Source organism: Hahella ganghwensis DSM 17046, from assembly GCF_000376785.1.
Lineage (GTDB): Bacteria > Pseudomonadota > Gammaproteobacteria > Pseudomonadales > Oleiphilaceae > Hahella > Hahella ganghwensis.
On the sequence record NZ_AQXX01000141.1, the window covers coordinates 140,966 to 159,905 of the forward strand.

Consider the following 18,940-nt stretch of genomic DNA (forward strand, 5'->3'; position numbering starts at 1 on the left):
CAGGCCATTATTGGTAAGTATCAGATCCGGCAGGTGGTCACAATCCGTTGAAAAAAAACGGCGGTCGATAGTGTTATCGTGCCGCCGTTAATCAGGCTAAATCCTGGCCTCGGTTTCGCTGTCAAAGAAGACAGCTTTAGAAAGATCAACCATGAACTCCATATCCTCTCCGGCTTTTACCGCCGAATCCGGAGCAACCCGACAACCGACTTCCACGCCGTTGAGGGTAATATGGATCAAAGTGTCTGGGCCGGTCGGCTCAACGATTTCTGTCTTCGTTTTCACCACAACCACATCTTCACGCTCAACTTCAGTGATATTCACCTCACTGATGCGCTCAGGACGAACTCCCAGAATAACCTTACGACCTTCATATTTCTCCAGGTTCTCACCGCGCTTGCCAAGAGGAAGGCTATAGGTCTGCCCTCCAGCGGTAGTGACTTTGGCGACCAACTGCCCCTGTTCCTTCTGTATAGGCGCAGGAATAAAGTTCATGGCCGGAGAGCCCATAAATCCTGCGACAAAAATATTGGCCGGCTCATCATAGATTTCCTGCGGCGTACCAAATTGCTGCACGATGCCATCCTTCATGACCGCGATACGGTCGGCAAGGGTCATCGCTTCAATCTGGTCATGGGTCACATAAACAATCGTGGTTCCCAGGTTCTGGTGAAGCTTTTTGATTTCAGTCCTCATCTCGACGCGAAGTTTGGCATCGAGATTACTCAGCGGCTCATCGAACAAATAGATTTTCGGCTTCCTCGCCAACGCCCGTCCCATTGCGACCCGTTGACGCTGACCACCAGAGAGTTGAGAAGGCTTGCGGTCGAGCAGGTGCTCTATCTGCAACATTTTGGCGACCCGATTCACCTCATTCAGGCGATCTTCCTTTGGTACCTTGCGCATCTCCAACCCGAATGCAATGTTGTCGCGAACATTCATGCTGGGATACAAGGCATAGCTCTGGAACACCATCGCAATATCACGATCTTTGGGAGATCGACCAGAAACATCTTCTCCCCCGATACGGATCTGCCCATCGGTAATGCTTTCCAGACCGGCAATACTATTCATCAGAGTGGACTTACCACAACCGGAAGGGCCTACCAGAATCAAGAACTCTCCATTCTCAATACTGATGTTGATCCCTTTCAGAACTTCTGTCTTACCGCCAAATACCTTGCGAACGTTATCTATTTCCAACGCAGCCATGTTGCTAACCTCTCTTTATTCAGGGCTGGCCTTTAACCAGCCCCGTCAAATCATATTTTTCAGGAAACTGTTTTTAACCCTTAACCGAACCGGCGGTCAGGCCTCGAACGAAATACTTACCGGCCAGAACGTACACCAGCAGTGTGGGCAGTCCCGCAATAATCGCAGCCGCCATATGCACGTTATATTCCTTAACCCCCGTAGAGGTATTCACCAGGTTATTCAGTGCGACCGTTATGGGCTGGGTTTCACCGCTGCCGTAGACCACCCCGAACAGAAAGTCGTTCCAGATCTGAGTTGTCTGCCAGATGATAGTCACCACAATGATCGGACCAGAAATAGGCAGCAGGATGCGCCAGAAGATTTTGAAAAAACCAGCACCATCTAGCTGGGCTGCCTTGACCAGTTCCGATGGAATATTCACATAGAAGTTTCGGAAGAAGAGCGTGGTGAACGCCACACCATAGGCCACATGCACCAGCACCAGACCTGTTGTGGTATTGGCAATACCAAGCCAACCCAGTGTCTGCGCCATGGGCAGCAATACCACCTGAAACGGAATAAAGCACCCAAACAAAAGCAGGCCGAAGAACAGCTCACTGCCACGGAAGCGCCACTTCGTCAGAACATAGCCATTAATCGCGCCGAGTGCGGTGGAAATCAGAACCGCCGGAACCACTATCTGAACCGAGTTGAAAAAGTAGCTTCCAACGCCTTCACACTTCACCCCGGTACAAGCAGATGACCATGCCTTAATCCAGGGCTCGATCACAAACTCTGCCGGGAAGGAAATCAGATTACCCGCACGGATATCATCCATGGTTTTAAAGGAGGTAAGCAGCATCACCACCAGGGGTAACAGATAAAACAAGGCGGCAGAGATCAACAGTGCATGAATGATGCCTCGGTTGATCCAGAATCCCCAGGTTCGCTGGGCCATATGATGATTAACCATTGCGGGTCCCTCTCAATTCTGAATACAGGTAAGGAATGAGGATTGCCAACACCCCGCCCAGCATCAACATGGCGCTGGCGGCTCCCAATCCAATAGAGCTGCGCGTGAAAGAGTGCGCGTACATAAATGTCGCAGGTAAGTCTGTCGCGTAGCCTGGTCCACCGCCTGTCATTGCCATGACCAAGTCAAAACTCTTGATGGCTATATGGGACAAGATAATGAAAGCGCTGAAAAATACCGGACGCAAACATGGCACAATTATGCGCCAGTAGATACGCGGCATACTGGCACCATCCATCTGCGCAGCCTGAATGATCGAGTTATCAATTCCCCTCAGACCAGCCAGGAACATGGCCATCACAAATCCGGATGACTGCCAGACTGCGGCAATCACCAGGGTGTAGATTGCCATATCCGGATCAACGATCCAGTCAAAGGAAAAATTCTCAAATCCCATATCCTGTACCAGCTTTTCCAGGCCAAGGCCGGGGTTCAGCATCCATTTCCAGGCGGTACCCGTCACGATAAACGATAGGGCCATTGGATAAAGATAAATGGTTCTCAGGACACCTTCCCGGCGAATCTTCTGATCCAGCAGGATTGCCAGAGTAACTCCGATAAACAGGCAGATCGCGATGAACAAGCCACCGAAAAGAGCCAGATTCGTATAGGCTGTCTCCCACCGAGGGTTTTCAAACAGTTTTTCGTATTGAAGTCCGCCAACGAAATCATAAGACGGTAGAAACCGGGAATTCGTGGCAGAAAGTACACCGGTCCAGATGATGTAGCCGTAGATAAATACCAACATCATGATAAATGTCGGCGCTACTACCACCTTGGGTATCCAGTGCTCTATCCGCTGCAGCAACCCACTTGATTGCTTCGCTGTCTGCAGAGGCTCTTCAGCACTCATAGTTATCGCCCTCATAGTGACCTCTAGTAGATATAAAGATAGCCCATTCCACAGAGAAGCATCCCTGTAGTCAGAATCATGGTTTTAAAAGAAAGCGGCTCCAGAGGCCCTGGAGCCGTATAAGGTTACATGGCGGCTTTAACAGCTTGCGCCAGACGATTGACCGCGTCCTGAGCAGACAACGATTCGTCGTTGAAGAAGTTGGTTACAACATCATAGATCGCACCCTGGATGTAAGATGTTGTCGACATGCCATGTGCCATACTTGGTACCAGATCGCCAGTGGCTGCGGAAGCATTGAAGGCATCCATGGAAGCATCAGCACAGAAATCAAACTTGGCACGGGACATACCGGAACGAACAGGAATTGAGCCTTTGTTCAGGTTAAAGGTTTCCTGGAATGCCGGTTCCATAATGGTTTTAGCCAGCGCATTCTGGGCTTTGGCATTTTCGGAATCGTTCAGCTTGAACATAGCAAAGCTGTCGATGTTAAAGGTGTATTGACCGGAAGTTCCAGGAGCCGGAAGACAGGCAAAATCAACACCCGCTTTCTTACCTGCTGCCACAAATTCACCTTTCGCCCAGTCACCCATGACCTGCATCGCAGCTTTTCCATTAATGACCATGCTGGTGGCAATATTCCAGTCGCGGCCAGCGGAATCTTTGTCGATATATTTGCGCAGGTCTTTGAACGCTTTGAAGATCTCAACCATCTTGGCACTTTTCAGAGTGTCCATATCATGATCAACAAATGCCTTACGATAAAACTCACTGCCGCCCATACCCAGAGCTACTGCTTCAAACAAAGTAGCGTCCTGCCAGGCCTGACCACCATGTGCCAGAGGAATGAAGCCGGCTTTCTGAATAGCATCAGCCGCTGCTGGGAAATCTTCCCATGTATTGGGGATGCCGACTCCTGCTTTTTTGAACACTTCAGGGTTGGCCCACAGCCAGTTAACACGGTGAACGTTGACGGGAACTGCAACATAATGACCTTCAGACTTCATAACGTCTGAAACAACTTTCGGCAGGAGTTTGTCCCAGTTGCCTTGCTCGGCAACAGAATCCAAATTGGTCAGCAGACCAAGATCCGCCCATTCCTGAATATCAAGACCTTTGATTTGGGCAGCAGCAGGAGGATTGCCGGAGACGGCGCGGGATTTTAGTACGGTCATGGCACTTTCACCGCCACCACCAGCTACCGCGAAATCTTTCCAGGTGTGTCCCTGTTTTTCCAGCAGATCTTTAAGTACGGCAACCGAAGCAGCCTCACCGCCCGAAGTCCACCAATGGAGAACTTCCACTTCACCGGCCTGTGCGCTGGTAACAGTGGCGCAGGAGAGAACGATTGGAGCCAGATACTTCTTGAAATTTTTCATGATCAAACCTTCTGTTTATTTTTTTAACCAGATCTGCCAGTCAGCAAGCACTGATCGCTGTCAAACCCGAGATAAGCGAGAGCCATGCTGAAAAGGCTGAAGATTAGTATAAGGAGAGTTCTTCGTCTGCAGGGTAAGATAGAGCAACCTAATGTAACAAAACCTTACATCCAACGCTGACCAGTGTTACGTGGTATTTGGCATCCTGCCCGAGGATACTCCCGATCAGTGATTCATACGGCATTACGGGATATATTTCTCACCTGGGTGAATACTTTTTCCTGATACGTTCTGATAGAAAAAGCAAAGACAGGCCGACGCATAATCAAGCTCCGAGGATTTATCTTCAGTAAAATGCCCCAGAGATCGCGAGGTTATTCCCCCGAAGCTTCAGGAGATGTCATGTAGAGGGACGAGTATTCATAGACGATATCATCCAACGCGCCATTCTCTTTAAGAATCACAAGCTGCTGATTGAAACGCCTCATTAGTTCTGAGAACTCGCCTTTTTTCCCCGCAATAAATATATCCACCTGCGATATCGGGTCAGAGTTCACTTTGATTCTGTCAGTCATGCCGGACATTTGTAATTGGTACAGGCCAGACAGTCTGGAGTGAATGAATCCATCCACCATTCCCTGACTTGTCGCCAGAATATTGGCCATCAAGGTACCTTCTACGGTTTGAAACTGATTGGTGCCACGGGCTTCATCGACTCTCACTCCGTAGCTCCATCCCAGGATCACACCGAAAGTCCGCCCGGTTAAATCTTCCACGCTGCGGTAATACCGGGGATGGTCCTTGGCCGTGAATACAACCATTTCCTCTTTATAGATCGCTTTGGAAAAATCCAGCAGCCTGGCTCTTTCAGGTGTCTCCAGTATCCCCGCAACAATAGCATCGCCGTCATATGCCATTTGCAATGCCCTGCGAAAAGGAAGCAATCTCACTTCTATGGGCTGCTCCATAGCTATAAATGTTTCCCTCACAATATCCAGATACATGCCGGCAGGATGACCGTTATCGTCATACAGGAAAGGGGGGTTTTCAGGATAAACGGCCACAATATAGGGAGAAGCAGAGGTAACGGGGCCAGTTATGGCAACCGATAACACCAATAGGCAGAAGAAAGTTTTTGATATGCGTTTTAGCAAGGACATTACGCCATGATGTTGTTGCTTTAAATCCATTATAGCTCCTGTGGAGCGGCTATGAGCCGGAACAGTGTCGATAGCGTCAATCCAGTTCCAGTGCTTTGTTGGACACAGGCAGCTTCACTTCCACTGTCAGCCCACCTTCAGGATGATTCCACAGTCGTATTTCCCCTCCATGACCATGGATAATATTCCGAACAATACTCAATCCAAGACCAGAGCCCCCAGTATTTCGATTGCGGGATTTCTCCAGCCTGACATAGGGTTCGAATATCCGCTCCATATCCCGTTCTGAAACCCCTGGGCCATGATCATGGATCTGTATCACCATCGCTTCATCAGTCCGCGATAACTTCACCTCAGCCTGCTTGCCATAAAACACAGCATTGTCCACCAGGTTGGTGAACGCTCGCTTTAGTGCCAATGGTTTGCCCCAATAACGATCCTGCACGCCACCTTGAAAGACCACTCTCCTGCGCTTCAGATTGGCACCATCACAAATCTCCTGCAACATGGCATTTAAATCGATATTGACCGGGTTTTCGTGAATCGCGGTATCTTTCACGCACTGCAAAGCCCCTTGGACCATATGCTCAAGTTCCAGCAGGTCCTGCTCAAACTTATCCCTCGCCTGTTCATCTTCCAGCATCTCCGCTCTCAACCGCAACCGGGTGATCGGTGTCTTGAGATCGTGGGAAATTGCTGAGAACAGTGTCTCCCTGTCTTCAATGTAGCGTCGCAACCGATCCTGCATGGCATTAAAAGTTCTCGATGCAATCACCATTTCCGCGCTCCCGGATTCCGGTATGGGAGGCCGGTCTATATCCTTACCAAGCTCATCCGCCGCCCTGGAGAGCAACTTCAGGGGCCGAGTCAGGTAACGGATCGTCAACAGAGATACAATCATCACCAGCACAATGGTGATCCCCATAAACCAAAGCCGGTCGGCCGGCAGGTAATCATTTTCCAGCATCCCATCGGGTGTCGGCATCAGAGTCGCCAGATACAACCACTCATCCTCCTTCAGGCCCACCTGTATCACCAGAATCGGTGTCTTGTCAGGCTCCAGAAGCAGACTGTGGTGTCCCCACCCCGGAGGAAGGTCAAGCAGTTTGATATCGTTATTGAAAACGTGCAGCTTCGAAGCCAGGGAAAAGTCGGCATGAAGATTCACATCGGAACCCAGTTGCGATCGCAATACCTGGTTCATTTCTACCAGAACCGCTTCTTTCAATTCACTGGAAGGGATCGGACTGACTCTGATGTATTCACTATTGAAAGTGACAAAGAAGCGGGAGCCCCCCAGCCTTCTCAACTGATCCAGTACAATGTGGCGATAGTCCACTGGGAGTGATTTAAAAAAGCGAACAGTGGAACTGATGCTGTAGGCAATCTGATTGGCCATCCCAATCACACTTTCGTGATGCCGGGTTTTAAGCTGTGTTACCCACACCAGAGATGATAAGCCCTGTGCAGAAAGCACTGCGATCAACAGCAGCAGGACAAACCGGGATGCCAGAGACTTGGGTAACCATCGATTGAGAAGCTTACCTACGGCGGCCCTATTCGCCCGCATCGACATCCACCGGAACTGTGAGAACGTATCCAGCTCCCCGGACCGTTTTGATCAAATGAGGGTTCTTGGCATCATCTCCCAATCGCTGGCGTAATCGGCTCATATGAACATCGATGCTGCGATCGAATGGACTACATTCACGTCCATGAAGAACATCAGAAATTTCATCCCGGCTGAGAACATCATTCCCTTTGTTAAGAAACATCAGCAGCAGACTATAATCTGCTCCGGTCAAATGAGTTTGCGTGTTGTCGGGGAATTTCAATATGCGAGTGGTGGTATCCAGGGTCAGCCCACCAAAGTGATAAAGCTTGGGCGACAAGGCAGTTTTGGCAGGTTCCTGAACCCGCCGCAGAATTGCCTTGATTCTGGCCAGCAGCTCCCGGGGATTGAAAGGTTTTGCCAGATAATCATCCGCCCCCATTTCCAGGCCCACTATTCTATCGGTTTCATCCGAATTCGCGGTCAACATTACCACCGGCACTCCGGACTCGCGCCGCAAACGCTGGCATATGGCAAAGCCATCCTCACCTGGAAGCATGATATCCAGAACCACCAAGTCCGGTGTAGACTGAGCCAACATCTGAAAGAATGCTTCACCATCTGCAGCCGACGACACGACAAACCCGTTACGTGTGAGGTAATCACTCAACAGAGAACGAATTTCTGCATCGTCGTCGACCACTAAAATGTGTTTATTCTTCTGGGTCATTCCGCTCGACTTCTCTACGTCAATTTCTCGTTAATTATCACTGGCTTTGAAGCGCCTTTGGCGGGATCATAACACAAATTATCATAATGACAGCGCCCGGCCGCATTGCTGATCGCTACAACCACCCGGTGTTTCCCGGGCCTTATCATACAGGAGACACATGTATTTCTTCCTCGACATATTTGGCATTGTGGTATTTGCCATTAGTGGCGCACTGACAGCCGGACACAAGAAGCTCGATGTTTTCGGGGTTATCGTCGTAGCCCTTGTTGCCTGTCTGGGTAGCGGTACTCTACGGGACCTGATTCTTGACGCCCACCCGGTCATCTGGATCGCCAATACTTCATACCTTTTCATTGGAATTCTATCCGCATTGGCCACTTTTGTGCTGGTAAGAATGCACTGGATACCCCGTAAAACTCTGGAAGTCTGCGATGCTATAGGCTTGGCCTTCTTTACTCTGGCAGGAACTCAGAAAGCCTTGGCACTGGGACACAGCGCTGAGATCTGCCTGCTGATGGGACTGATGACAGGGGTTGCAGGAGGCGTACTGCGGGATATTATCTGCAATGAGATACCGTTGATCTTTCACAAGGAAATATACGCGACAGCAGCTATCGCGGGATGCCTGGTATTTCTTGGCTTGCACGGGCTGGGGATTGAGGATCAACAGGCTGCAATTTGCAGCATGGTCACCACCCTTGGATTCCGTCTGGCTGGCATATTTTTTGGCATTTCGCTTCCTGCATTTCTGTTTTCCGAAGATGAAAGAGCCCCCTGAATCCGAATTGCGGACAGGTCTTCATTCTGTAATAGACTCATTGCTGATGATGCCTTCAGGAACATCTACACTATATTTGCCTAACGGCGGTCAGGCGTCTGACCATAAAGCTCCTGGAAGCGTTGCTTCTGGAAGCCCTGCATACGTCGACCGTCGATCACAAAAAACGGCGTCCCCTTCCCTCCAAGTTTAGTAAAGTATTCCCTGGCGGCCTGGCTTTTATCAATTAAGAACTCGCTATAGGGAATGCCATTGGCATCTAAGTATGATTTCGCTACAACACAGGCTGCACAATAGGTTTGGCTGAACATCACCACCCGCTCTACTGCCAGACTTAGGGAACTACACAGCATTAACCCTGAAAGTAGCAAAAGCCTGCACACGGCATACCTGGTTTTAACTAACCACATCGTCTTGACTCGCTCCACTAATATCTTGACTCACTCGACTATAGAAACTCTAATACCCTATTACGTCTATCGTCCCGTAACTAAGGATGTTCGTTACCCTTAGGTAGGACAACTCATCTCAGCCAAAGTTTCACAAGGACCCCATGATGGAAGGTTATTGGCCCGAATTTATTGCCGTTGCGATTGCCCATCTGCTGGCAGTTGCCAGTCCGGGGCCGGATTTCGCAGTGGTTATCCGTCAGAGTCTCTGTCGAGGCCTGGCACCTGCAATCTGGACAAGTATTGGTATCGGCATGGCGATACTGGTCCATGTGACTTATTCACTATTTGGGTTGGGACTATTGATATCCCAGTCAGTTATGGCGTTTAGCATTCTTAAATGGGTAGGCGCTATATACTTGGCCTATGTCGGCTGGCAATGCCTGAAAGCCAAGCCTCACCAACCCGGTGAAACCGTCGACCTGAACCAGCCCGCTTTCAAGGATCACTGGCCGGCGTTTCGACTTGGATTTTTGACCAACCTGCTGAACCCCAAAGCGACGCTGTTTTTTGTCGCCCTGTTTTCAGTCATTGTGTCACCGGATACACCAAAGTCAGTACAAGCGATCTATGGGATCTGGATGTGTGTCGCCACCGCAGGCTGGTTTGTCGGTTTGAGTGTGGTTCTTTCACTGCCCAAAGTGAGAGCGGGATTCGAACGGACTGCCCACTGGGTCGAACGCTTCATGGGTGTTGTGTTGTTTGGGCTCGCCGCCCGCCTGTTCGTAGCCACTCGGGATTAATCACCCCATTGCGGCAGTTTGCGAAGATCAACTGCCGCCTCCCCTGACCATAAACAGATATTCGGTATTACTTACACCCCGGTCCATTCTGTTCCCACCTTAACCTTTCTTCCCTCCTCCTCTGCCCCCAAAACAGGTTTCAGAACAAACTGATACACACTAGTCGTCGCGACAGCCTGCCGATGATTGTCTATTCTAAATATTATTAGTCGGATGTTATCGGGCCAAAGGAGTCCGGTCTTGCTGACAAACAGGACATCACCCTGAGGAAAGACAATTGCTTAATGCAGAGCAAGATTCGACCAGCAATTGTCTGTCGTTTTATAAACTCGTCGTATTAATGGGCACTCCATTATGAAGAATCTCCTGTCTTTGTTTAAAAGCAAACTTTTAATGCCGGTCTTTCTGGTGCTGGTTGCCGCAGTTGCGCTGCAGATTTTGATCAACACATGGCTGACGCAAGCTCAGGTACAGGGACTTGCTGAGCAAATTCAAAAGGATTTAAACAATAGTACAGCGACCGTCAGTGCCGAACTCAAAGTGGCAGAGAAGGCCGTTCTGGAGAGATTACAGTCCATGCGCAGTGATGCAGCTTCCCAACTGGGTCAAAGCCTCACCAACGCTCTAGGTAACACCCAGACGAAAATTGAGTCGGACATAAAGGCCTCAATGACTACCAATGCGCAGAACCTTGCAGACATTGTTGCGGCAGTCGCGGCTCCCTCAATCTGGGATCGCGATGTGCCGGTACTCACAAGCCTTGCTGAAATGGCTGACGCTAATGAGTCTGTCGTATTTGCCGGTTTTTTTGATCAGTACGGCGAACGCCTGACCCGCTATGTGGATCGCACGGACGAACGACTAAAGGCCCTGGTTTCCAAAGGCACCGGAAGTGGGAGCCTGGGCAAAGCAATCAATGCAGCTGAGAGCGATCCCTCCATCATAGTGATCACATCAGATATTGCCCCCAATGAGGTCTCCATCGGAAAGTTTATCATGGGGCTCAGCACTGATCGCATAGATCAGGAAATGCATGCCCTTAAAGGCGAGTTTGACCAACTGACAACCCAGAGTCAGCAGTCCGTATCCACGATTCTTGATCAGCAGAGCAGTCAGGTTTCCAGCCGATTGGCCCAGTCCCTCGCCCAAACCGAGAGAACCTCCGATGATGCCAGCACCCAGGTATTGGACACCATTAAAGATGGTGCCAACAGAATTATTGCCAGTCTATTCATGACGGCATTAATACTGGGGGTCGCCCTTATCGTGGTTATTGCTCTAATGCTCGGAGTTCGCGTATTGCTCAAGGTGAATGTTCTGAAAAACGCCATTTGGGATATCGCAGAGGGCGAGGCCGACCTTACCCAGCGAGCCAACGTCAAAGGCAAAGATGAAATTTCACATATGGCGGACGGCATGAATCAGTTCATCGGCCGCATCCAGAATATTATTATCGAAGTTGCAAGCTCCGCCCAACAGGCCACCGCCAAAGCAGGCGAATTGACCTTGAACAGCGACCAGGCAGCTTCTGCAGTCAATAAACAAAAACAGGAAATCGACCAGATTTCTTCTGCCATCACGCAAATGTCAGCCAGCATTCAACAGGTGGCTGAAAACGTGCAATATGTAGCGAACGATGTGGATCACGTTAACGCGGAAACCAAAGCAACAGCCAATATTTCACGCCGTGTCAGTGAAATATTATCGGCAATGGTTGGTGAGGTCGCGGCCGCAGCAACCGTTGTACAGAAACTCGACCACCAAAGCCAGGAAATCGGCTCCGTCCTGACGGTCATTAAAAGCATTGCAGAACAAACCAACTTACTTGCCCTTAACGCCGCCATTGAAGCCGCCAGAGCTGGAGAGAGTGGACGAGGGTTTGCAGTCGTCGCAGACGAAGTTCGTAACCTGGCCAGTAAAACTCAACAATCAACGACAGAGATTGAGGACATCATTACCCAACTGCAGCATGGTAGTGAGGAAGCTGTGGCTGCGATACAAAACGCATCGCAGAAGGTTCAGGCATCTTCAGAATCGTTCCGGGAGGCAGACCAGAACCTCGAGAATATTCAGAACCTGGTGGGGAATCTCCATGGCAGAGCCACCGAGATAGCCTCTGTTGCCGAAGAACAAAGCGCCGTTTCCGAGGAAATCACACAAAATATTACTCACATTGCAGATTCTGCTGAAACCACAGCAACTGCCATGCACAAGGCAGAACAGGCGAGTTCGGAAATCAGTCAGCAGATAAAGGCTCTGGAGGTTCAGGCGTCACAGTTTAAAGTGTAACTTGGCTTCATTGAACAACTGCGGACTTCTAGTAAGTCGCGACTTACATTTAAATAACCACTTTCATGAAAGCACCACTGGTGGATGCCCTTCACTGGGCATCCATAGGCACCAATCAAACAGTTAGAATCAGCTCAAAGCCTGATGCAATTTACTCAGAACCGCTTCCGTCTCGTCCCATCCAATACATCCGTCTGTAATTGAAACACCATATTCCAACGGCTGTCCTGGACAGACTTTTTGCTTCCCTTCCTTCAGATGACTTTCAATCATGACCCCCATGATGGGCGAATGACCAAGACTCAGCTGACGGGCCACTTCAGCCACTACACGACCCTGCCGGGTATAATCCTTGCCGCTGTTATCATGACTGCAGTCCACCATGAGACGAGGCAACATGCCATGTTGTTCCAGGATTTTACTGTAGCGCTTAACAGAGGCTTCATCGTAGTTAGGTTTTTGTCCGCCGCCCCGAAGGACAAGATGAACATGAGGATTACCGGAAGTTCTTCTTAACTGAGGACGGCCGCAAGCTGAAAGGGTGGGATACGCATGAGGGGCACTGGCTGATTGCATCGCCTGAATGGCAACTTCAACACCGCCGTCGGTGCCGTTTTTGAATCCTACCGAAGAATCCAGCCCACTGGCCATTTCCCGATGCAACTGACTTTCAGTGGTACGGGCTCCGATGGCAGTCCAGGAAACCAGATCCTGAAGATAGTCTGACACAATGGGGCTGAGCGCTTCAGTTGCCAGTGGTAAGCCCAGCTCAGCCAGAGACACCATCAACCTCCTGGCTTCTGATAAGCCCTGTGCCATATCGTGTCGACCATCCATATGGGGATCATATACCAACCCTTTCCATCCAATGGTCGTGCGCGGTTTCTCGACATATGCCCGCATCACGAGCAACAACCGGTCACTCAATTTTGCCTGCAACGCGGCCAACTTCCGTCCGTACTCAATCGCTGCATCCACATCGTGGATAGAACAGGGACCAACGACCACCAGGAGGCGATGGTCTCTACCATCGAGAATGGCATTGATTTGTTCACGATGTGCCTGCAACTGTTGCAGCATGCCATCGGACAACGGGTAGCGCTCAGCCAATTGCCGGGCTGAAGGCAGATGATCTTCGCTCATGGATTCAGTTACCGTGGCGTTTGTCTGTTGTTCTGCTTTCGCAATCGTGGATTCTAAAATGGCCTGGTTCATCAGTATTACTCCTTTGGATTCTTTTCGCATCAATTTGTCTGGTTCATTTCGTTCGTTACTCGTTCGCAGCCCTGAAAGGCGGTTGAGTTAGTAACTAAACCGAGACTGGCACCACCAGCGAATCCAATAGAAGTGATAAGGTTCCCATCTTTTGATGGTTGCTTGAACTCGTGAGCTCTCACCCTTATCTTGCTGATTTTCCTGAGTTTTCATTTTTTGATCCCGTTTTCTTCAGGTTATCCGTTCAGGTATATCACATTTTCCTGTTAAAAATCCGGGACATAAAAAAAGCCCCGAGGGTGCGACCTTCGGGGCTTTTTGATTCTTCCGGAAGGCCGCTTGCTTAAGCGACCCTTCCTGTATTTTTTTCAGGCGGTACGCTTAAAGGTTCTAAAAAAATAAAACCAAAAGTGCCAACCGCTAAAATAAGCGCCAGACGCAATAGCAGCTTCAGCGGAAACTGAATGACTGATTTTGCTGATGTTAAGTGCGCTTAAAATATTCATGGGCCTGAGTCTATCTGTTATTTCAGGTAAGCTGCAACCCTTAATTCGTCATAATTAACATTTTTTCCAATTCTTCCTAGGCAAGCATGAGCATCAGTGCAAAGTCTAAAGCGAGTCCAACAACTTCTTTTTGGCTTCATTGATCTTGGCGGCCAGATAATTGCTCCCTCCCCTGTCAGGATGGAACCTCTGCATCAGTCGTCGATGGGCCTCAATAACTTGCTGACGGGAAACGTCCCCGTCAAGTCCAAGAACATCCTTGGCATCTTCCACCGTCATCGCTTCCCCGGCACCAGCCTCTCTTCCAGCGCTAACATCTTCAACGTCAAACTGACTTCTCCAATGTATGCCATAGATCCGCTCAAAATATGTTTCCAGAACTTCAATACTGTCACTGTGTGCTTTGACTGCCACTCGATAGAGATCGGCCAATTGCGCAACAGACATGGTGCTTAACCGCTGCCCGGTATAGGTTCCAGAGAGAATCATTCCATCCATCTCCCCGCTCGCATGATCCAGAGTCATTTTCAGTAAACTGGTCTCCAAGGTGGACTCTTGCCCTGGTCCAGCGCTGGAGGAAACAGCCTTTCCCATCAACTGTTTTATTACTGGTAGTGAACGCAAGATCCAGGGTAGTTGTCTGAGAATTAATAGTATTCCCGCCCCCAACGCAGCCAAAATATGAAGCCTTCCTGACAAAACCAGCAACAGGAGAATGCCTCCTGCAAGACTGAGAGCAATGTAAATCAACTTTTTCTGCTTGGGAGTTGAAGGGTTTTTAACTGCATTACTCAGCAGGTAAAACATTACCAACAACAGAGCGAGTCCCAATATTATCTGCACGTTTCAAAGTCCTTAGAGTTAGAGCCGATAGAGATCGACCACTATAAATAACACAAATATATGAAGGGATGATGCAGTCAACGCTTCGGGGACGGCAATTGCCGGACCAATTCCGACACCAGGGAGTCTTTCCTCTTCCTGGCATAATTCTCCAAAGCCAAATACCCACCACGGGCATACTCAGCAACTGCTTTCAGTAACTCTTTGAGTTGACTGACACTGGCTTCGTCAAACTTACAATAGGCCCCTCCAGTCAGCTGAGCCAGTTTCCGGTATACTGCCTCTACCCTCGGATCATATCCTTCCTGAAAAATAAATAATGGCATGCCAAGAAGGCCAAGCTGACCGGCCAGTTTATACAATCCCGCAGAATCTTCTTCCAATGCGTCCCCGACAAATACTGCTGCATTCACTTTGTGCTGGCGGGTTTCATTTTGCATGTGCTGTAACAGGCGCCCAATCTGGGTTTGCCCAGCCTGGCAGTATACCCTTGTCATCTCATCGGCTAACTGCTCTGGCTTATCCACCCAGGCACTATGATAAAACTCCATCAATCCCCTGTAATAAGCGAACTGCACAGACAGACCTGTTTCGTTGCCTGCAGTAGTTAACATCTCCGCCTGTAACTGACTGGCCTGGTCCCAAAGAGGTTGGCGACTCATGGTGGCATCTATGGTAAAGAGCAATCGCCCTTTACCCGACTTTACTGACGGGGGAATTGATTTCACCTTTGCCAGAAACTGATCAATGTCAGATCGTCGGGCAGGAGGTTTGGCGTCCTTTTCAGACATTGCGGATTCTCCGATCATAATCACACTGTTGGGCCAACAACTCCTAATCTGATACCTGACAGGACAAATATCAACTCCTCACCGGGTATTGAAGCCCACTGTCTCTTCATTCATCTGATAAAATCACTTAAAGTAGGCTCCCTGCTTATCACCTGATCAGAGGTATATTGTGATCGTTTATCAAGGCCACGAAGGCGCTTACTCACACCGAGCCTGCAAACATGTATTTCCGGATAAGGAGGCTCGAGCCTGCTCATCATTCAGGGCTGCTATGGAAGAGGTGGAGCAGGGTAAGGCAGATTTGGCCATGATTCCTCTGGAAAACTCGACAGCGGGAAGAGTTGAAGAAATCTATCGCCTGATTCCCAAAATGAGCCTGTTCATCATTGAAGAACACTTCGAGTCGGTCAACCACTGCCTGATGGCACCGAAAGGCACCACCAAAGATAGTATCAAGACCGTGTACTCCCACCCCCAGGCTCTGGCACAATGCAGCGATCACATACGCAAACTGGGTTATCACCCGGTCGCGACACTGGACACGGCCGGTGCCGCCCTGCAGGTAAGCCAGAGCGGCAGCACAGACGCGGCCGCCATTGCCTCCAGCCTGGCGGCAGAACTCTATCAACTGGAAATCATTGAACAGGGTTTTCAGGACCAGAGCGGCAATACCACCCGGTTCATTATCCTGTCCCATGAGCAGAACCTGCCACCTCTGGAACCCGGCGTCGCTTACATCACCTCTTTATTATTCAAGGTTCGCAATATACCGGCGGCTTTATACAAAGCCCTCGGCGGTTTTGCCACCAACGGTGTCAATCTTGTTAAACTTGAAAGTTACATGCCAGGCGGCACACTGAATGCCAGCCAGTTTCACGTTGACCTTGAGGGACATGTCAATTCCCGCCCCCTGCAGCTGGCAATGGAAGAATTGAGCTTTTTTGCCGAAGATGTTCGTGTACTGGGCACCTACCGGGCTCATCCGGCACGTGCAAGTCGCAGCTTTCACGACTGATAAACTGATATCAATAGATATAGCACAGGCAGCGCCTTGAGATGTTGCCTCACCATGACGGAGTAACACACCATGAGCCAATGGCTGAGCGACATATCCATTTTTGCCGTTAATCTGGCTTTAAAGGCCGGCGAAGTGATTGAAAAGGAACAGCGCCATGCAGCCTTTGAAACTCAATATAAAAGCCATCAGGAATTGGTGACTTCCGCCGATCTGAAAGTCGATGAAATGATTCGAAAGAGTATTCAGGCCAACTTTCCTGACCACCAGATTCTGTCTGAGGAAAGTGCCAACGACTTATCGAAAATCAAGGACTCCAATGCTCCGCTCTGGGTCGTGGACCCCATTGACGGCACCGTAAACTTTGCTTACGGACACAGCCAGGTAGCTGTATCTATCGCTTACTTCGAGGGCGGCGAAGCCAAGGTCGGCGTTGTTCACGCCCCCATGCAGAACGAGACTTTTCATGCAATACGTGGCCAGTTTTCCCACTGTAACCACAAGCCTATCTCCGTCAGTGGCGAAACAGATTTTCGGCAGTCATTGATCGCAACCGGATTCCCTTACCACAAGGAAACCGTGCATCATCTGGTAAAACGTCTGGAAGCGGTGCTCGGTGAATGCCGCGATATCCGTCGAATCGGTTCTGCCGCTCTGGATATCTGCTGGGTTGCCATGGGTCGTCTGGATGCCTATTACGAAACCGTCAGCCCCTGGGACTTTGCCGCCGCACGCCTGATTGCTTCCGAGGCCGGCGCCCGCTGCGGCCACCTGGGCCCTGTGCCTGACGACATCCCGGAAGAATTGTTTGGAACGGATAATATTATCGCAACACCGGCGATCTATGACCGGTTGAAAGAATTGCTGCAGGAAGCTGATGGGCGGGAGTGATTCCCGCCTCCGTCCTCATAGAGGACCGTGATTCTTTGAACATCTGTGTCACTTGTACTACTTCCTTGGAGCACTATTCAGAACTCTCCACCCGTACTTTGTTTCCGCGACATAAATATTAAAATAGCTGGCATACCCGCTTTCCGATTCACAGTCTTCTGTCGCAATGTAAATATTATTCTGATAGTGCCTCAATAACCCCACCTCGCATACTGCGCCACTAAAATCAGGGAAACCATACTCCTCAATCTTGCGTCGATAGGATAATTCGAGCACTTCAGCGGTCAGAGCAACCTGCTCTGGATCATGCTCAATCGAAACATCCAAGTCTCTTAGCATCTGCTTTGCTTCCTCCCTGAAGCCTTTTGCCTCTACCGCGGCTTCTATATCCTTCGACCTGTATGCCTCGATCAGTGCTTCCATTGCCTCTTCAGCACTCGTATATCTATACTTTTCCTGAGACTCAGCTTGAACTACAGCACAACTGACAAGTGCAGGGAAAATAAATAGACAGCTTATTCCGAGAAGCCAGTGAGTTTTTGCAGGGCGACTGATTCCTGATGGAGGGCGGCCGTGTTTTGAAACGGATTTCACTTCCTTATACATTTATTGATAGCTCTCTTTATTAATAGTTCCCTTAGATCGTTAATTTAGGGACCGAATGCTCCTATAGCTGGCGCTTAACGTGGCAACTCAATTGTTAAGCCAATTTATCAACGAGGCCTTCATGTCCGGTTTTAATGCCAACACAAAATCTCCCGAGATAAATACAACTGCAAACCTCGAGTATGCTATCGAAGGCTCTCTACTGAGTCTAATGGTAGGCGATTCTTTAGGCTTACCTTACGAAGGCATTTCGTCTCGACGCATCTCCAAGCTGCTCAAGTCCAGCCCCAAACACTGTCTGTTTTTTGGAAAAGGAATGGTCTCAGATGATACCGAACATGCCGTGATGACGGCGGCATCGCTCATTGAACATTGGAGGGATTGGGATAAGTTTCAGCCCAGCTTAGCTTGGCGTTTAAGATGGTGGCTGCTTCGTTTGCCTGCTGGCATTGGCCTTGCTACGGGCCGCTCGATCATTAAGCTCTGGCTCGGCTATCCGGCAAAATACAGCGGTGTGTATTCAGCAGGAAACGGCCCAGCGATGAGAGCGCCAATTATCGGTGTCATGCTGGGAGATCGACCCGAAATAATGAAGCTGATCGTCAAGGCCTCCACCGAGTTAACCCATAATGACGTGGTCAACTGATTTGTGACAACCCAGTTAAGCAACTTCTCGTAATTCTTTCCAGGCCGTTTCATATTGATTCGGGCTTTGGTAATCCAAATATGAATGTAGCCGAAAGCTGTTGTAGAACATCGTGATGTAATGCAACACATCTTGCTGTGCTTCTCGTCGAGTCTGGTAGTGGTGCCATTGAATCCGTTCTTGCTTCAGGCTACCGAAGAAGCTCTCCACTACCGCGTTATCCCAGCAGTTCCCCTTTCGACTCATGCTGCCAACAAAGCCATG

At 49.6% G+C, this 18,940-nt stretch carries 19 protein-coding genes; 6 read left to right on the top strand and 13 right to left on the bottom strand.

Annotated features, from left to right (window positions below; genetic code table 11):
- Window positions 1–96: 96 nt before the first annotated feature.
- The 7 genes from F566_RS0127975 to F566_RS0128005 form a co-directional block, all read right to left on the bottom strand.
- Entirely contained in the window at window positions 97–1,212 is a 1,116-nt protein-coding gene (locus tag F566_RS0127975; RefSeq protein WP_020410360.1) for an ABC transporter ATP-binding protein, read from the bottom strand.
- A gap of 73 nt (window positions 1,213–1,285) precedes the next feature.
- The gene (locus F566_RS0127980) at window positions 1,286–2,152 is read right to left on the bottom strand and encodes a carbohydrate ABC transporter permease (RefSeq protein ID WP_026180374.1); all 867 of its coding nucleotides are present in this window, start codon (window positions 2,150–2,152) and stop codon (window positions 1,286–1,288) included.
- A gap of 7 nt (window positions 2,153–2,159) precedes the next feature.
- Window positions 2,160–3,080, bottom strand: a complete 921-nt coding sequence (locus F566_RS0127985) for a carbohydrate ABC transporter permease (RefSeq protein WP_020410362.1) — start codon at window positions 3,078–3,080, stop codon at window positions 2,160–2,162.
- Window positions 3,081–3,205: 125 nt separating this feature from the next.
- The gene (locus tag F566_RS0127990) at window positions 3,206–4,459 is read right to left on the bottom strand and encodes an ABC transporter substrate-binding protein (protein WP_020410363.1); all 1,254 of its coding nucleotides are present in this window, start codon (window positions 4,457–4,459) and stop codon (window positions 3,206–3,208) included.
- Window positions 4,460–4,833: 374 nt separating this feature from the next.
- Window positions 4,834–5,649, bottom strand: coding sequence for a substrate-binding periplasmic protein (locus tag F566_RS0127995; protein ID WP_020410364.1), 816 nt, complete (start codon window positions 5,647–5,649; stop codon window positions 4,834–4,836).
- A gap of 46 nt (window positions 5,650–5,695) precedes the next feature.
- A complete protein-coding gene (locus F566_RS0128000) occupies window positions 5,696–7,189 on the bottom strand; it encodes an ATP-binding protein (RefSeq protein ID WP_020410365.1) in 1,494 nt (497 codons plus the stop codon).
- Window positions 7,176–7,901, bottom strand: a complete 726-nt coding sequence (locus F566_RS0128005; RefSeq protein WP_020410366.1) for a response regulator — start codon at window positions 7,899–7,901, stop codon at window positions 7,176–7,178. The genes F566_RS0128000 and F566_RS0128005 overlap by 14 nt, the downstream gene beginning before the upstream one ends.
- 160 nt (window positions 7,902–8,061) lie before the next feature.
- Between F566_RS0128005 and F566_RS0128010 the strand changes: the two genes are divergently transcribed.
- Window positions 8,062–8,682: a trimeric intracellular cation channel family protein gene (locus F566_RS0128010; RefSeq protein WP_020410367.1), complete on the top strand. Its 621-nt coding sequence runs from the start codon at window positions 8,062–8,064 to the stop codon at window positions 8,680–8,682.
- Window positions 8,683–8,762: 80 nt separating this feature from the next.
- Here the strand turns inward: F566_RS0128010 and F566_RS35890 are convergent, their stop codons facing one another.
- Window positions 8,763–9,092 (bottom strand): glutaredoxin domain-containing protein, encoded by a 330-nt coding sequence (locus F566_RS35890; RefSeq protein WP_020410368.1) that lies wholly within the window; start codon window positions 9,090–9,092, stop codon window positions 8,763–8,765.
- A 143-nt stretch (window positions 9,093–9,235) separates the two neighbouring features.
- Between F566_RS35890 and F566_RS0128020 the strand changes: the two genes are divergently transcribed.
- Both F566_RS0128020 and F566_RS0128025 read left to right on the top strand, forming a co-directional pair.
- Entirely contained in the window at window positions 9,236–9,874 is a 639-nt protein-coding gene (locus F566_RS0128020; RefSeq protein WP_245555318.1) for a LysE family translocator, read from the top strand.
- Window positions 9,875–10,228: 354 nt separating this feature from the next.
- On the top strand, window positions 10,229–12,163 hold the full coding sequence (locus F566_RS0128025) for a methyl-accepting chemotaxis protein (protein WP_020410370.1): 1,935 nt from the start codon (window positions 10,229–10,231) through the stop codon (window positions 12,161–12,163).
- A gap of 129 nt (window positions 12,164–12,292) precedes the next feature.
- Here F566_RS0128025 and F566_RS0128030 read toward each other — a convergent pair whose 3' ends face one another.
- From F566_RS0128030 to F566_RS0128040, 3 genes are all read right to left on the bottom strand, one after another.
- Window positions 12,293–13,378, bottom strand: a complete 1,086-nt coding sequence (locus F566_RS0128030) for a 3-deoxy-7-phosphoheptulonate synthase (protein WP_020410371.1) — start codon at window positions 13,376–13,378, stop codon at window positions 12,293–12,295.
- A 611-nt stretch (window positions 13,379–13,989) separates the two neighbouring features.
- Entirely contained in the window at window positions 13,990–14,727 is a 738-nt protein-coding gene (locus tag F566_RS0128035; RefSeq protein ID WP_020410372.1) for a J domain-containing protein, read from the bottom strand.
- A 77-nt stretch (window positions 14,728–14,804) separates the two neighbouring features.
- Window positions 14,805–15,518 carry a hypothetical protein gene (locus tag F566_RS0128040; RefSeq protein WP_033416997.1) on the bottom strand — a complete coding sequence of 238 codons (714 nt, stop codon included), beginning with the start codon at window positions 15,516–15,518 and terminating at the stop codon, window positions 14,805–14,807.
- 169 nt (window positions 15,519–15,687) lie between these two features.
- Here F566_RS0128040 and F566_RS0128045 point away from each other — a divergent pair, with 169 nt between their 5' ends.
- Together F566_RS0128045 and F566_RS0128050 are read left to right on the top strand one after the other, a co-directional pair.
- Window positions 15,688–16,533, top strand: a complete 846-nt coding sequence (locus F566_RS0128045) for a prephenate dehydratase (protein ID WP_026180376.1) — start codon at window positions 15,688–15,690, stop codon at window positions 16,531–16,533.
- A gap of 72 nt (window positions 16,534–16,605) precedes the next feature.
- Complete coding sequence (locus tag F566_RS0128050) at window positions 16,606–17,424, top strand: inositol monophosphatase family protein (protein ID WP_020410375.1); 819 nt, start codon at window positions 16,606–16,608, stop codon at window positions 17,422–17,424.
- A 57-nt stretch (window positions 17,425–17,481) separates the two neighbouring features.
- Here the strand turns inward: F566_RS0128050 and F566_RS0128055 are convergent, their stop codons facing one another.
- On the bottom strand, window positions 17,482–17,847 hold the full coding sequence (locus tag F566_RS0128055; RefSeq protein WP_157497153.1) for a hypothetical protein: 366 nt from the start codon (window positions 17,845–17,847) through the stop codon (window positions 17,482–17,484).
- A 262-nt stretch (window positions 17,848–18,109) separates the two neighbouring features.
- On the opposite strand from F566_RS0128055, the gene F566_RS34380 reads away from it, so the two are divergent.
- Window positions 18,110–18,676, top strand: coding sequence for an ADP-ribosylglycohydrolase family protein (locus F566_RS34380; protein ID WP_020410377.1), 567 nt, complete (start codon window positions 18,110–18,112; stop codon window positions 18,674–18,676).
- A 15-nt stretch (window positions 18,677–18,691) separates the two neighbouring features.
- On the opposite strand, the gene F566_RS0128065 is transcribed toward F566_RS34380, so the two are convergent.
- Window positions 18,692–18,940: IS3 family transposase (locus tag F566_RS0128065; protein ID WP_020405008.1), on the bottom strand; the 249-nt coding region annotated here is incomplete at its 5' end.

Bases quoted from the DNA above. Each gene is read 5' to 3' on its own strand.
- F566_RS0128010 (WP_020410367.1), top strand. From the start codon at position 8,062: ATGTATTTCTTCCTCGACATATTTGGCATTGTGGTATTTGCCATTAGT.
- F566_RS0128030 (WP_020410371.1), bottom strand. From the start codon at position 13,378: ATGAACCAGGCCATTTTAGAATCCACGATTGCGAAAGCAGAACAACAG.
- F566_RS0127975 (WP_020410360.1), bottom strand. From the start codon at position 1,212: ATGGCTGCGTTGGAAATAGATAACGTTCGCAAGGTATTTGGCGGTAAG.
- F566_RS0128025 (WP_020410370.1), top strand. From the start codon at position 10,229: ATGAAGAATCTCCTGTCTTTGTTTAAAAGCAAACTTTTAATGCCGGTC.
- F566_RS0127980 (WP_026180374.1), bottom strand. From the start codon at position 2,152: ATGGCCCAGCGAACCTGGGGATTCTGGATCAACCGAGGCATCATTCAT.
- F566_RS0128000 (WP_020410365.1), bottom strand. From the start codon at position 7,189: ATGCGGGCGAATAGGGCCGCCGTAGGTAAGCTTCTCAATCGATGGTTA.
- F566_RS0128005 (WP_020410366.1), bottom strand. From the start codon at position 7,901: ATGACCCAGAAGAATAAACACATTTTAGTGGTCGACGACGATGCAGAA.
- F566_RS0128020 (WP_245555318.1), top strand. From the start codon at position 9,236: ATGATGGAAGGTTATTGGCCCGAATTTATTGCCGTTGCGATTGCCCAT.
- F566_RS0127990 (WP_020410363.1), bottom strand. From the start codon at position 4,459: ATGAAAAATTTCAAGAAGTATCTGGCTCCAATCGTTCTCTCCTGCGCC.
- F566_RS0127995 (WP_020410364.1), bottom strand. From the start codon at position 5,649: ATGGATTTAAAGCAACAACATCATGGCGTAATGTCCTTGCTAAAACGC.
- F566_RS0128050 (WP_020410375.1), top strand. From the start codon at position 16,606: ATGAGCCAATGGCTGAGCGACATATCCATTTTTGCCGTTAATCTGGCT.
- F566_RS0128055 (WP_157497153.1), bottom strand. From the start codon at position 17,847: ATGGAAGCACTGATCGAGGCATACAGGTCGAAGGATATAGAAGCCGCG.
- F566_RS0128040 (WP_033416997.1), bottom strand. From the start codon at position 15,518: ATGTCTGAAAAGGACGCCAAACCTCCTGCCCGACGATCTGACATTGAT.
- F566_RS0127985 (WP_020410362.1), bottom strand. From the start codon at position 3,080: ATGAGTGCTGAAGAGCCTCTGCAGACAGCGAAGCAATCAAGTGGGTTG.
- F566_RS35890 (WP_020410368.1), bottom strand. From the start codon at position 9,092: ATGTGGTTAGTTAAAACCAGGTATGCCGTGTGCAGGCTTTTGCTACTT.